General features: G+C 54.2%; 12 protein-coding genes. 10 read left to right on the top strand and 2 right to left on the bottom strand.

All coding sequences use genetic code 11. The features are described from left to right. The first annotated feature begins 56 nt into the window (after positions 1-56). The 5 genes from phnE (at position 57) to YERSI8AC_RS01305 (ending at position 6,338) form a co-directional block, all read left to right on the top strand. Positions 57-872, top strand: a complete 816-nt coding sequence (gene phnE / locus YERSI8AC_RS01285; protein ID WP_159175939.1) for a phosphonate ABC transporter, permease protein PhnE — start codon at positions 57-59, stop codon at positions 870-872. A 34-nt stretch (positions 873-906) separates the two neighbouring features. Continuing rightward, positions 907-1,536, top strand: coding sequence for a histidine phosphatase family protein (locus YERSI8AC_RS01290; RefSeq protein WP_027958201.1), 630 nt, complete (start codon positions 907-909; stop codon positions 1,534-1,536). A gap of 65 nt (positions 1,537-1,601) precedes the next feature. After that, complete coding sequence (locus YERSI8AC_RS01295) at positions 1,602-2,114, top strand: C40 family peptidase (RefSeq protein ID WP_022520749.1); 513 nt, start codon at positions 1,602-1,604, stop codon at positions 2,112-2,114. Positions 2,115-2,360: 246 nt separating this feature from the next. Next, the gene (locus YERSI8AC_RS01300) at positions 2,361-4,313 is read left to right on the top strand and encodes a methyl-accepting chemotaxis protein (RefSeq protein ID WP_159175940.1); all 1,953 of its coding nucleotides are present in this window, start codon (positions 2,361-2,363) and stop codon (positions 4,311-4,313) included. A gap of 306 nt (positions 4,314-4,619) precedes the next feature. Then, complete coding sequence (locus tag YERSI8AC_RS01305) at positions 4,620-6,338, top strand: putative bifunctional diguanylate cyclase/phosphodiesterase (RefSeq protein ID WP_236557422.1); 1,719 nt, start codon at positions 4,620-4,622, stop codon at positions 6,336-6,338. Here YERSI8AC_RS01305 and YERSI8AC_RS01310 read toward each other — a convergent pair. Further along, on the bottom strand, positions 6,335-6,976 hold the full coding sequence (locus YERSI8AC_RS01310) for a putative metalloprotease CJM1_0395 family protein (protein ID WP_009287897.1): 642 nt from the start codon (positions 6,974-6,976) through the stop codon (positions 6,335-6,337). The two genes, YERSI8AC_RS01305 and YERSI8AC_RS01310, sit on opposite strands and share 4 nt — an antisense overlap. 135 nt (positions 6,977-7,111) lie before the next feature. On the opposite strand from YERSI8AC_RS01310, the gene YERSI8AC_RS01315 reads away from it, so the two are divergent. The 5 genes from YERSI8AC_RS01315 to YERSI8AC_RS01335 all read left to right on the top strand — a co-directional run bounded on the left by YERSI8AC_RS01315 (position 7,112) and on the right by YERSI8AC_RS01335 (position 11,131). Continuing rightward, the gene (locus YERSI8AC_RS01315) at positions 7,112-7,339 is read left to right on the top strand and encodes a DUF2835 family protein (RefSeq protein WP_022520746.1); all 228 of its coding nucleotides are present in this window, start codon (positions 7,112-7,114) and stop codon (positions 7,337-7,339) included. Between the two features lie 7 nt (positions 7,340-7,346). Continuing rightward, entirely contained in the window at positions 7,347-7,754 is a 408-nt protein-coding gene (locus tag YERSI8AC_RS01320) for a hypothetical protein (protein ID WP_022520745.1), read from the top strand. A 127-nt stretch (positions 7,755-7,881) separates the two neighbouring features. Continuing rightward, entirely contained in the window at positions 7,882-8,457 is a 576-nt protein-coding gene (locus YERSI8AC_RS01325) for an antibiotic biosynthesis monooxygenase (RefSeq protein WP_009287898.1), read from the top strand. A 154-nt stretch (positions 8,458-8,611) separates the two neighbouring features. Beyond that, positions 8,612-9,283, top strand: a complete 672-nt coding sequence (locus YERSI8AC_RS01330; RefSeq protein WP_022520744.1) for a glutathione S-transferase — start codon at positions 8,612-8,614, stop codon at positions 9,281-9,283. Between the two features lie 9 nt (positions 9,284-9,292). Beyond that, complete coding sequence (locus YERSI8AC_RS01335; protein WP_022520743.1) at positions 9,293-11,131, top strand: putative bifunctional diguanylate cyclase/phosphodiesterase; 1,839 nt, start codon at positions 9,293-9,295, stop codon at positions 11,129-11,131. A gap of 94 nt (positions 11,132-11,225) precedes the next feature. Here the strand turns inward: YERSI8AC_RS01335 and nhaD are convergent, their stop codons facing one another. Continuing rightward, positions 11,226-12,704, bottom strand: a complete 1,479-nt coding sequence (nhaD, locus tag YERSI8AC_RS01340; protein ID WP_138800231.1) for a sodium:proton antiporter NhaD — start codon at positions 12,702-12,704, stop codon at positions 11,226-11,228. Between the last annotated feature and the right edge of the window lie 190 nt (positions 12,705-12,894).

A 12,894-nucleotide genomic window follows, 5' to 3' on the forward strand; every position in this document is an offset into this window, starting at 1 on the left:
GATTCAGTAACTGCTGGATCCGTAAGTTCTGGCCCCTTAATTTGTCGAGAGTTTAAATGCCTGTTTCCACTACACCCCAGGGTCAGCCGGTTTGGCGGCGGCGCACTACTCGCGCTCAATGGTTGCAGTACCTGGCTTGGCTGGCAGGTGTCAGCCTATTTCTGCTCTGCTGGAAGATGATTTCCGACAATACCATGTGGGTGTTTGTGGAAGATGCCGGCCGCCAGGGAGCAGATCTGATCAGCCGCATGACCCCTCCCGAATGGGGCTACGCCAATGTGCTCTGGAAGCCCATGTGGGACACCATCAATATCGCCACTTTGGGCACCGCGTTAGGGATTATGATGGCGTTTCCGGTGGCATTTTTAGCCGCCCGTAACACGACGCCGCATCCGCTGGTGCGCAGTTTGGCGCTGATGGTGATTGTTTCATCGCGCTCCATTAACTCGCTGATTTGGGCGATGCTACTGGTCACCATTCTTGGCCCCGGCGTACTGGCGGGGATTATTGCCATTGCCCTGCGCTCCATCGGCTTTGTGGGCAAGCTGCTTTACGAAGCGATTGAAGAGATCCATCCCACGCCCGTTGAGGCGATTAGTGCTACCGGCGCGAGTCGACTGCAGGTGATGAACTACGGCGTGCTGCCCCAGGTGATGCCCGCGTTCGCGGGGATTAGCGTTTACCGCTGGGACATTAATATCCGTGAGTCGACGGTGTTGGGCTTGGTCGGGGCAGGTGGTATTGGTCTGCAGTTGAATGCCTCGATCAATAGCCTCGCCTGGGATCAAGTTAGCGTCATCTTTATTATGATTTTCGCTACCGTGCTGGTGTCGGAGTGGATTTCCGCACGCGTGCGTCACGCAATTATCTAAACTGCAAGCTGCCTAAATCGGCGAGGTTACCCCTATGCGCTTTCCTGAAGCCGAACAAACAACGATAGATTTACTGCGCCATGGTGAGCCGGTGGGCGGGCGTATGCTCCGCGGCTCCACCGACCATCCGCTGAGTGAAACCGGCTGGCAGCAGGTGACCGATGCAGTCATGCGGCAGACGGTCGACGGGCATTTGCCCTACGATGCGATCGTTACCTCTCCGTTAACGCGCTGCCGCGAATTCGCCTTATGGCTGGGGGAAGAGTTTGATCTGCCCGTTCAGGTGGAAGACGATTTCGCCGAGCTGCATTTGGGGCAGTGGGAGGGCAAAACCCACGCCCAGGTGTTTGCCGAAGAGGGCACCGAGCGAATGAGTGCCTTTTGGTTCGATCCTGCCGCGGTGTCTCCCCCCGGTGGCGAAACCCTGCAAGCCTTTGACGCGCGATTAGCCGAGGCCTGGCAGCAGCTGTTAAGTAACCCGCCTGGCAAGCATGTGCTGGTAGTGGCGCATCTATTTGTCTGCAATGGCCTGCTGCGCCAGGTGATCGAGCAGCCGCTTTCGCGGGTACTGGCAATGGATTTACCCTACGCGGCAATGAGCCGGGTGCGGCATGAACGCCATGCGCTGGGTGAAACCAGCTTTGTCGAGTGGATTGGCCGCTAACCATTGGCGGCTAGGCATGCTTTGCGCCATCATGAAAGCATGTTGATTTATTGGAGCGGCTGCCCATGCTACTGGTTCGCCTGTGGCCTCTACCTTGCGGGTTGGCACCTTCTGGAAGGTGGCTGCTTACCTGCCTGTTACTACTGGCACTAGCGGGTTGTGCCAGCCGCGATCTTACCCCCATTGAGGCGCCTCCTAACCGCGCAGGACTCTCTATGGAGCGTGCGCTGATTCTCTCCCATGCTCAGCAGGCCATTGGCACACCGTATCGTTTTGGGGGAAATACGCCCGATGGTCTGGACTGCTCTGGCTTAGTGGAAATGACCTACCGGGCGGCGGGTATTCGTGTTCCGCGTTCCGCCGATGAACAGTTCCGTGCCTTGCCACAGGTGAAAAAACCACGCCCTGGTGATCTGCTTTTCTTTGGCGACCGTCGCAAAGCGACCCACGTAGGAATTTATCGTGGCAACGGCCAAATGATTCATGCACCTGGTAAGGGCCGTGCAGTAGTCAGCGTGCCGTTAGAGATCGATTACTGGCAGGCGCGCTTTTTGGGTGCCGCCAGTCCAGCGCCTTAAGGAGCGCTCAATTCAGCCGCTTGTTAGGCCTGAAAATTCGCCAGACTTTATGATTTGAATCAATATAGAGTTCCCCAAACGCCCTATACTCGCGCCGCTTGTCGTTATTTTATCCACTAAAATTAATCGTATTTCACTAAACGGCAAAGTGCGGCAGACTTAGCTAAACGCGTCAGCTGATGCGGACAATAATAATCGAGCACGCCGCTTACCTCCCCAACGACGCTATCTGTTTGAGGCTAAGCTATGAAAACTATCGTTAACCGCATGTCGATGCGGTTTAAATTTGTCTGTGTATTGCTGCTTCCCTTGCTTGCCCTGGCTTGGTTTGCTGCGCAGGGCATTATGGAACGGCGCGAGACGGTGCAGGAGTTTGATCGTCTTCACGCCTTGACCCAACTGGCCCAGCGTGCCGGTGACGCCGTGCACCAAATGCAGCTTGAACGGGGCATGACCGCTGGCTTTCTGGGCAGCGAAGGTAATGCCTTTGGCGATCAGCTTAATCAGCAGCGTCCCAACACCGACGCCGCTGTCCAGGCTTTCCAAGCTCAGCGTGATGCCTTGGATCCAGCGCTGTTAACACCTGCTGTCCAGCAACGACTCAACGAAATCGACGCCCAGTGGCAGCGCCAGGCAGCCTTACGCAAGCGTGTCGATGGCCTTGATATGGCGATGGGTGATGCGTTAAGCCACTACACTGGCATCAACGGTCAACTAATGGCCTTTGTGGGTACGTTGTCGCATCTAACCAGCGAAGGGGGTATTGCTCGCCAGCTAAGTGCCTACTACCAACTGCTGGAAGCCAAAGATTTAGCGGGGATTGAGCGGGCTCTGCTTTCCAATGCCTTCGCCAGTGACGGCATGCCCGACGCTACGTTACGCCGTTTCTTGTCCTTGCTGGGCGAGGAACAGGCATTCTTGACAAGCTTCCGCCTGTTGGCTGGAGATGAAAGCCGCGACCAGCTTGACCAGGCATTGAGCGGTGCAGAGATCGAGCGTCTCTTGGCTCGGCGCGAATTGGCGATCAGTCAAGCGCAAGCCGGCGGTTATGGTGTCGACCCGGAACAGTGGTTTGAGTGGCAAACGGTGAAAATTGCCCGCCTTAAAGCGTTAGAGGATAGCGTGGCAGATACAGTGGTGGCCCAGACTGTCGCGCTGCGTGAGTCGGCCCAACAGGCACTTTGGCAGTATGCGGTAATTGCGCTCGTGGCCAGCTTGATGGCGATTGTCGCTGCCGTATTGATCGTACGCGTCATTACCCAATCGCTTAACCAAGCGCTAACCAGTATCGCGACCCGGGGTAGCGATTTGACACAGCGCTTAGTGGTGCCGGGTAGCGATGAGTTATCAAAGCTATATCAGGCGTTTAATGAATCGTCGGAAGTTACCGAAGCGCTGGTCGCTGACGTTAAGCGCAATGCGCAGTCGGTGGCGGTGGCCAGCAATCAGATGGCGCAGGGTAATCAAGACCTTGCCCAGCGAACCGAAGAGCAGTCCGCCTCGCTGGTGCAAACCGCGTCGAGCATGGAGCAGATTACCGCCACGGTGCGGCAGAGTGCTGAAAACGCGCAGCAAGCCCAGCAGATGACTGGGGAGGTGGCTCAAGAGGCAAAAGAAGCCACTGCAGTCGCTTCTCAAGCCCAAACAGCCATGCAGCTTATCCTGCAAGCCAACGAGCAGGTAACTAGCATTGTGGCGACTATCGATAACATCGCTTTCCAAACCAATTTGCTGGCGCTTAATGCCTCGGTTGAAGCGGCGAGAGCCGGTGAGCATGGGCGCGGTTTTGCAGTGGTTGCCGATGAAGTACGCAAATTGGCTAGCCGCAGCGCCCAGGAGGCCAGCCAGATTCGTCAATTGATCGATAATAATGTGACAAAAATTTCAGAAGGCGAAAGCCTGGTGACTACCACCAATGAAACTCTGGGGCGGATTGCTCAACGGGTAGGGCAAATGGCAAGCCTGATGGATGAAATGGCGTCGGCTACCCATGAGCAGTCGGCGGGTATTGAGCAAATTAACCGTGCCATGGCCCAGTTAGAGGAGGTGACCCAGCAAAACGCTGCATTGGTTGAGGAAATGGCCGCGGCGAGCCGCTCCCTTGATGATCAGGCCGATGATATGACCAGCAAAGTGAGCGATTACCAAGTGCGCGATACGGCGTTGGCCACCCAGCGTTTAGCCCTCTCTCCCGCGTAGCTTACCTGTCATTATATTGAGCAAACTCTTTAACTAATTACCTCGTCAGCCGATAAGGTACTTTGCAGTGCAAAGTACCTTCGCCGTCATAGGGTGTTATTATGCCTAGCAGTACTACTGTCTTCATAATAACGGTTCTATTGACCTAATAACGGCTCTATATAACAACGAACCTATTTAGCGACGGCTCTATAAAAACGACGAGGAGAGCAAAGACATATGTATGAATCCTTGAATTTATCGAAGGAACAGTCTTTGTCTCAACAGCACTCCCAGCCAGCGCCTTCACTGCCCCGCTCGAACGTGATGCCAACGGCATCCGTAAGCCATTCGGCGTCACCCGCTGAATCGGTATTTAGTTACGCCAACGAAGCGATCATTATTACTGATGCGGAAAATCGGGTGGTGGAGGTGAACCCCGCTTTTTGTGAATTAACGGGGATTACGCAGGGCGATGTACAGGGCAAAACACCAGAAGCGTTCAGCATTTTACCGCTGGACGATAGCCGCACCACGCGGTTGATGCGGGAAGAGCTGCAGTTGCGTGACCGTAGCAAAAGCCAGGTGAGCTACCGTAGTCACGATGGCCAGTTTTATCCCGGCATGATGTCGATCAATCGTGTGCGCAATGAGCACGGCGAGATCGATCACCATGTGATTGTGCTCGCAGATCTTTCGGCCATTCCGGCCCATGCCCGCCACCTTAATCGAGAAGTCTACTTTGATGCCCTCACGGGGCTACCCAACCTGCAACTGCTGACGCAGTTGATTCAAGAGTCCATGCAGCATGCAGAAGCCAAGCAGCTCCCCTTGGCGGTGTGTTCGCTGGATATCGACTTCTTCAAAAATATTAATGACCGGCTGGGTCCCTCCGTAGGCGATGCGCTGCTGTCTTCTTTTTCACAGCGCATCAGCCATCTGCTGTTTGGCGATGACGTGCTGGCGCGGGTGGGTGGCGATGAGTTCGTGCTGTTACTGCACCACGGTGTCGACGATGACTTTTTCGAGAAGTTGCTGGGCTCCATTCGACAACCGATGATGATTGAGGGCCAGAGTGTTCATCTGACGGCGAGCCTGGGGGTTACGCTCTACCCTAATGACCACGTTCAGGGCGATGTGCTGCTGCGGCATGCCAATCAGGCCATGTATCGTGCCAAACAGCGTGGCCGCGACACGTTCCACCTGTTTGACCCTAACCATGACCGCTTGCTGCAGGTGCGCCATGAGCAGCGCCAGCGTTTTATTGATGCCCTCACTCACAATGAGCTGTGCCTTTACTATCAGCCCCAGGTCGACATGCGCAGTGGCAAAGTGGTCGGTCTAGAGGCGCTGATTCGTTGGCAGCACCCTGAAGATGGGCTGCTGGCACCTGGGCAGTTTTTACCCATCATCGATACCACGCCGTTGGAGGTGGATCTTGGCGAGTGGGTCATTGAACGAGCACTGCGTCAGTTGAGTGAGTGGCAAGTTCAGGGCATCGCGCTGCCGATCAATGTGAATATAAGCCCTACGCATCTGTTAGTGAGTGATTTTAGCCAGCGGCTTGGCGAGTTATTGGCACGCTACCCTGATGTACCGCCCGTAATGCTCAAGCTCGAAGTGCTGGAGAGCGCCGCAATGCACGATATCCAGGCTGCGCTGCAAAATATGGCGCGCTGCCAGTCGCTGGGGGTGAGTTTTGCTATTGATGATTTTGGCACCGGGTTTTCGTCGTTAACCCATCTGCGGCAGTTGCCGGTCAGCCTGATCAAAATTGATCAGAGCTTTGTCCGCGATATGCTCACCGATCAGGATGATATGGCGATTGTAGAAAGCGTCATTTACATGGCTAATCGCTTTAAGCGGCCCATGCTGGCAGAGGGGGTAGAAACCTTAGACCATGCCAAAGCCTTGATGGCGCTAGGCTGCGATTTAGCCCAAGGCTATGGTATTGCGCGGCCTATGCCCGCCGAGTCATTACCTACCTGGTTGGCAAATTGGCCTAGCCGTGAAGAGTGGAGCTCTCTTGCGCTAGCGGACAATTAAGCAGCTTGTTCCTCTGAAGGTTGCTCGTTAGCGGCTGATTCATCAGCAGAAGAAGTTGCCTCGGCGCCGTTGCTGCGGGCTTGCTCCATTTCACTGCGCTGCATGGACGCTTCGAGCTTGGCTTCCAACAAGTACTGACGCGCTTGGGCAGCCACTTGATGATCTTTGGGAGAGGGATCTGCAGGCGCCATGGCTGCGGCGATCACGGTTTGCATTTTTTCGATAGTGGCTTGGGGGTCATTGGGTACCGGGCCATAATCGATCGGTACTTCTCCCGCGACCGCGTAGCGCTTGCCATCGGGGCCAACTTCATACTCGTAGCTGGCGCCGCCTGCATAGGCACCGCCCACGGTTTGGTGCGCCATCTCGTGCTGGCGAACTTCGCGGTCGTTCTGTTTAAGCTGGTCTAGTAGCCGAATCTCATCCGGCGCCATGGGCGTACCGTCAGCCCGTTTGGGGCCAGCCTCGGCACTGCTGCTCTCTTCACTAGCACTAGTCGTTTTTGGGTCGTCGGTAGACGCCGTATCTTCTTCTAGAGCACGGCCTTTAGCGGCTTGCTCAACGCGCGGGGACATTGTATTCGCTGAAGGGTACGTCCCGGCAGCGTGAGAAACAGTGCTAATGGAAGAAACGGCCATAGGTCATTACCGACTAAGTACGAGTTGGGATACCATGAAGTATTAGCGAGCAACGCCGACAGTGCAAGTTTGCGCTGTGCGATGCCAACACTTTTCTGACACGATGCCAGCCTATGCCAAGTCTATCCCTGCCCTATGCAAACCATTGATGTGGTCATTAATCTTAATTATGATGAATGTCTAGCCCATTACGAAGGGCGTATCGCCAACGTGCGAACCCGCAGCGTAGATGGCCGTTGGGTGATATTTCCCGCCGAAGCAATTCGGCGGGTGGTGGGCCGGGACGGTGTGCGCGGTATTTATCGATTAAGTTTTTCTGAGCAGGGCCGATTTATTAGCATTGACCCCTTAACCGGACGTTGAACCGCCTATGCACCGCCATGGAACACCGATCACTTTAAATGACCTCATTTATTCCATTATTCCTAATTTAAACAGTGCTGAAAAGTTAGTTTTCGCTACGTTAGAAAGCTTGATCGAAGCCGCTTCAAATCCTTTGGACATCCTTAAACGCACCGATCAACGCCAAGCGTTTGGTCTGGAAGTTCATCGTATTCGCATCAACCTGGAGCACCTGCTCGACCGTTACCGCACCGAGTTAGAGGCTGTGCTGCGTAGCGAAGGTGAGTATACCGGCCCGGTAGTAGAGCCCGACGCCCAAGAGGCCGATGCCATTCGCAGCGCTGTGGATATCTATGTTCATGTATGCGCCTTTCAACGCGGCGAGCGCCCCCACCCTGTGCCTGGGCGCGAATCCATGTCGCGCCAACGGGTATAGCGCATCATTTATCACATGGCATCAACATTGCTTGTATAATGTGGCAATTGGACTTTCAGGGTTATCCCCTTGAAAGCAAACAGCCTGCCTACCCGGCGCTGGCTGTAGACACATTAGGAGATATACCATGTCTGCCTCACCCGTCACGTTGATGGTGGCTCGTCGCGTTGAGCACGGCCGCTACGCCGATTTTAATCGTTGGCTTAATGAAGGACGCGAACTGGCGGCCGACTTCGCTGGCTACCTCGGTTCTGGCGTACTGTCGCCACCGGCTGATGACGATGAATACCAGATTATATTCCGCTTTAGCAGCAGCGAGACCTTAGCCGCTTGGGAGCACTCCGCTTCACGGCATGCGTGGTTGGCGCGTGGTAAAGGCTTATATGAGGCGCCCCATGAGCACCGGGCCACCGGGTTGGATGCGTGGTTTCAAACCGGCAGCAGTGCACCGCCGCGCTGGAAGCAGGCCGTGGCTGTCTGGCTGGCTTTCTTTCCTATCTCGCTGATCTTTCAGTTCGTGTTCGGCGGCGTATTGGCCGATTGGGCGTTGCTGCCGCGGGTGGTGGTGAGCACCCTAATGCTGACGCCAGTGATGGTATTTGTGTTTATTCCGCTCTCTATGCGTTTACTTGCGCCCTGGCTGCAAGGTAAGTGGTCACCGCTGGATCTGCTGGCGCGTTGGCGCCATGCGCACCGTTTATAACGCACCTAATTAATAAGCATTAATTTTGACGTTGCGTTGATACTAATGCTCCTATGATGATGGGCTTTATGGTACTAAGCTAAATGTGCCATTAGAAAAGGAATACGTGTCGCCAGTGCAATGCTGGCGCGCAACTCAGCCCCACGGAGTGTTTATGATCCACGTTCACCATCTGGAAAAGTCTCGTTCGCATCGCATCCTGTGGCTACTTGAAGCCCTTGAACTGGACTACGAGTTGGTGGTTTACCAACGCGATGGCAAAACCCAGCAAGCGCCAGATTCGCTGAAAAAAATTCACCCGCTGGGTAAATCTCCGGTGATTACCGACGGCGATTTTACCGTGGCCGAATCAGGCGCCATCATAGATTACCTTGTTCAACGCTATGGGCAGGGGCGCTGTCAGCCTCCCATCGATGATATGAGTGCGTGGGTGGACTACCGCTACTGGTTGCACTATGCCGAAGGGTCATTAATGCCGCTGCTGGTGATGCAGCTTGTGTTTAGTCAAATTCCCAAACAGTCGCCCTGGCTGATTAAGCCACTGGCTAAGGGAATTAGCGATACGGTAAGCAAGCGCTTCTTAGCACCGCAGCTTAAACAGCACCTGAACTTCATAAACCAGCACTTGTTGGCGCAGGGTAATTTTGCCGGGCCGTGGCCCAGTGGTGCTGATATTCAAATGAGTTTCCCGTTACAGGCCATGGCCGCCGTGCAGTCGTTGGAAAAGTATCCTGCCATCGCTGCGTTTGTGTCACGTATTGAAAAAGACGCTGCCTGGCAGCGAGTGGTCGAGCGGGCAGGCCCGTTGACCATGCCTGGCCAGTGAACAGCCACTATGTACTATTTTGCCTCGTCTGCAGCTCTTCCGGCGGAGCTTCTGCGCAGCATTGACAGCTACTTGGGGCGATGGGGCATCGCCTTGCTGCTTGTGTTCCTTCTTTTGGCGCTGCTGGGCAACCTGTTGCTCAAGCGGCGCATGCAGCATAACCGGGCGTTACTGCAATCCAATAAAGAGATGCTGGCGACTATTCTGGATAGCGTCGATGCCTTTATCTATATCAAATCCCCAAGCTTGGAGTATCAATACGTTAATCGTCGCATGAGCGATCTATTTGGCCTGCCAGCCGACAAAATTATCGGTAAGCGCGATGCGGCGTTTTTTGATGCCGGGAGCGCTGCGGAAATCAACCAGGTTGATCGCAACGTATTAGATTCGGGGAAAAAAGTAACGGTAGAAGAGAGCAACGTTTTGCGGGGTGAAAGCCGGGTAAGAACGTTCTTATCGATTAAAATGCCGCTTTCCATGTCCCCTGGCGCACCTCCCTCCCTATGCGGTATTTCGACCGAACTGACTGACTACCTCGAAATGCAGTCACGCACCCACTACCTGGCCTTCTATGACTCGCTAACCGGGCTGCCCAATCGACGGCTACTGATGGACTCCTTAACGGCAACCATTGATCATGATGAGTGGGCCACATTTTTCAGTGCGGTGCTGGTGATCGACCTGGATAATTTTCGCTTAGTGAATGATATTCAGGGCCATGAGAGCGGTGACCAGCTTTTGGTCAGCGTGGCTGAACAGCTACGCCAGCGGCTTGATGAAGAGGTAACGCTAGCCCGCTTCAGTAGCGATGAGTTTGTGGTGCTGATCAAGAACCTGGGCGAGGAGCAAAAAGACGCCGCACTAAAAGCCGAGCGTGTGGGGCGGCAACTGCTGGAAGTCATTGCGCAATTAAGAAGCAGTCACTCGTTACCGATCAGTGCCAGCATTGGCATTTCGCTGTTTACGGGAGCTGGTGAGTACAGTATGGATAGCGTGCTGCAACAGGCAGATATGGCGTTGCAGCAGGCGAAAAGCGCGGGCGGCAATACGCTGCGCTTTTTTAACAGCGAAATGCAGACCAGCGTATTGGAACGGGCCAGTTTAGAAGCTGATTTGCATCAGGCGCTCAAGCGCAACGAGCTGGCGCTGCATTACCAAGTGCAGGTCGACCATCAGGGCGTGACTACCGGCGTTGAAGCGCTGCTGCGGTGGTATCATCCTCAGCGTGGCTGGGTATCCCCCGCAACGTTTATCCCGCTTGCGGAAGAGAATCGGTTGATTGTGCCGATCGGTTACTGGGTGCTGCGGTCAGCTTGCGAGCAGCTAGCGAAATGGTCTCATCAACCGGCCTATGCGCCGTTAAGTATTTCCGTCAACGTGAGTTCGGTGCAGTTTCAGCAGCCGGAGTTTGTACGTGATGTTGAAGAGCTATTAGCAGAAACCCTGGCGCCGCCGAACCGCTTGGTGCTTGAAGTCACCGAGAGCCTGTTGATGCACGAGCCGGTGAGGGTGCGTAGCACGATGTTGAAACTGCGTGCTAGGGGGATTCGCTTTGCGTTGGATGACTTTGGTACCGGTTACTCATCGCTGAGTTACCTGAAGCGCTTACCGCTGGATGAATTGAAAATTGACCAATCGTTTATTCGCGAGCTGCTGACCGATAAGACAGACGCAGCGATTGTCGATACCACGATTCTACTTGCGGTAAGTTTAGGCTTAACCGTGGTCGCGGAAGGAGTGGAGAAAAAAGAGCAGTTCGATTGGCTAAGAGGCCACGGCTGTTACCGCTATCAGGGCTATCTATTTGGCCGCCCGACACCCATTGAGTATCTTTTCGAAAGCTATTAAACGGCTATACCAAAACCCCTTTCCAGCACGCTGAAAAGGGGTAAAGAGATACAAGGAAAAGAAATAGTGCCATCTATTTCTCTTTTGATCGGGCTTAGCTGAAGAGCGCAAAGCTCTCAGCGTTGAGCCACATATGCACCAGAATACTGGCGATGTAGCCGAGCAGAATAACCGGCGACCAGCGCAAGTGGCCCATAAAGGTATAGGAGCCCCTTGCCTGACCCATGACCGCCACACCGGCCGCGGAACCAATCGATAGCAAGCTGCCACCAACGCCAGCGGTTAAGGTAATCAGTAGCCACTGGCCGTGGGACATATCGGGCTCCATGGTCAGCACTGCAAACATCACCGGAATGTTGTCTACCACGGCCGAAACAATGCCTAATACAATATTGGCAGCAGTCGCGTTCCAACCGGTATACAGTGCTTCCGACAGCAAGCCTAGATAGCCCATGAAGCCAAGCCCGCCAACGCACATTACCACCCCGTAGAAGAACAGCAGTGTGTCCCACTCAGCCCGGGCAACGCGGTTAAAAACATCAAACGGCACCACGCTACCCAGTTGCGCCAGCTTACGGTTATCACCTTCACGGCTATACCGCTCGCGCTTGCGCTCCAAGGAGCGGGGCAGGCTGCGGCGCAGGTAGTAACCGAAGAACTGCAAGTAGCCAAGGCCGGTCATCATGCCCAACACCGGGGGTAGATGGAGCACCACGTGACACAGTACGGCGGTCACGATCGTCAATAAAAACAGCAGCACAATGCGCCGGGCGCCACGCTTCATCCACACATCTTCATAAACACTTGCGGGTTTTTCATCCTTGATAAACAGGCTCATGATGCATGCTGGAATCATGAAGTTGACCAGGGCGGGGAAGAACAGAATAAAGAACTCCTGGAACTCCACCATGCCCGCTTGCCATACCATTAGAGTGGTGATATCGCCAAAGGGACTAAACGCACCCCCCGCGTTGGCGGCCACCACGATATTGATACAGGCCAGGTTGATATAGCGCTGGTTGCCTTCGGCCACCTTGGTCACTACCGCGCACATCAAGAGTGCGGTGGTAAGGTTGTCGGCAATGGGGGATAACACAAAGGCGAGACCGCCGGTCAGCCAAAAAAGGGTTCGGTAGTTAAAGCCTTTACGCAGCATCCAGGAACGCAATGCATCGAAGACCCGACGCTCTTCCATGGCATTGATATAGGTCATGGCCACCAGCAAGAACAGCATCAGCTCGGTGAACTCCAACAGCGTGACGCGGAAAGCGTACTCAGACGCGTCCGACATGCCGTTTTGGACATACACCCAGCCGATGAGGCTCCAGATGATACCGGCTGCCACCAACACCGGTTTAGACTTGCGCATATGGATCTTTTCTTCCGCCATGACTAATGCATACGCCAGGACGAAAATCGCAACAGCAAAAAAGCCAACGGTAGAGGTGGTTAGATCTAGTTCACCGGTCACTGCAAATGCACTGGGACTTACGCCTAATAGTAAGGCCGCTAACAAAAAAAGCCAGCGACGATATAATCGAGGCTGGCAAGAGGGTTGGCACAACGTAGGCATGTGACGTTCTTCCTCATGGTTAAGTTGTCAGGAGTGGTATAAAAGCGGCCTCATTTTATCAGTCTATATTGCGCCGCAATACCTTATTAAAACGAACGGAAGTAGTTCTTCTTAAGGTAATAGCATCTTTTTTTAGGAAATTAATCTTTTAGGTAATGGTAAATCGTGCAGTAATAGTTTTATAAAAAAG

This window comes from Halomonas sp. 113, from assembly GCF_904067645.1.
Classification (GTDB): domain Bacteria; phylum Pseudomonadota; class Gammaproteobacteria; order Pseudomonadales; family Halomonadaceae; genus Vreelandella; species Vreelandella titanicae.

Bases quoted from the DNA above. Each gene is read 5' to 3' on its own strand.
- phnE (WP_159175939.1), top strand. From the start codon at position 57: ATGCCTGTTTCCACTACACCCCAGGGTCAGCCGGTTTGGCGGCGGCGC.
- YERSI8AC_RS01290 (WP_027958201.1), top strand. From the start codon at position 907: ATGCGCTTTCCTGAAGCCGAACAAACAACGATAGATTTACTGCGCCAT.
- YERSI8AC_RS01295 (WP_022520749.1), top strand. From the start codon at position 1,602: ATGCTACTGGTTCGCCTGTGGCCTCTACCTTGCGGGTTGGCACCTTCT.
- YERSI8AC_RS01300 (WP_159175940.1), top strand. From the start codon at position 2,361: ATGAAAACTATCGTTAACCGCATGTCGATGCGGTTTAAATTTGTCTGT.
- YERSI8AC_RS01305 (WP_236557422.1), top strand. From the start codon at position 4,620: ATGCCAACGGCATCCGTAAGCCATTCGGCGTCACCCGCTGAATCGGTA.
- YERSI8AC_RS01310 (WP_009287897.1), bottom strand. From the start codon at position 6,976: ATGGCCGTTTCTTCCATTAGCACTGTTTCTCACGCTGCCGGGACGTAC.
- YERSI8AC_RS01315 (WP_022520746.1), top strand. From the start codon at position 7,112: ATGCAAACCATTGATGTGGTCATTAATCTTAATTATGATGAATGTCTA.
- YERSI8AC_RS01320 (WP_022520745.1), top strand. From the start codon at position 7,347: ATGCACCGCCATGGAACACCGATCACTTTAAATGACCTCATTTATTCC.
- YERSI8AC_RS01325 (WP_009287898.1), top strand. From the start codon at position 7,882: ATGTCTGCCTCACCCGTCACGTTGATGGTGGCTCGTCGCGTTGAGCAC.
- YERSI8AC_RS01330 (WP_022520744.1), top strand. From the start codon at position 8,612: ATGATCCACGTTCACCATCTGGAAAAGTCTCGTTCGCATCGCATCCTG.
- YERSI8AC_RS01335 (WP_022520743.1), top strand. From the start codon at position 9,293: ATGTACTATTTTGCCTCGTCTGCAGCTCTTCCGGCGGAGCTTCTGCGC.
- nhaD (WP_138800231.1), bottom strand. From the start codon at position 12,704: ATGCCTACGTTGTGCCAACCCTCTTGCCAGCCTCGATTATATCGTCGC.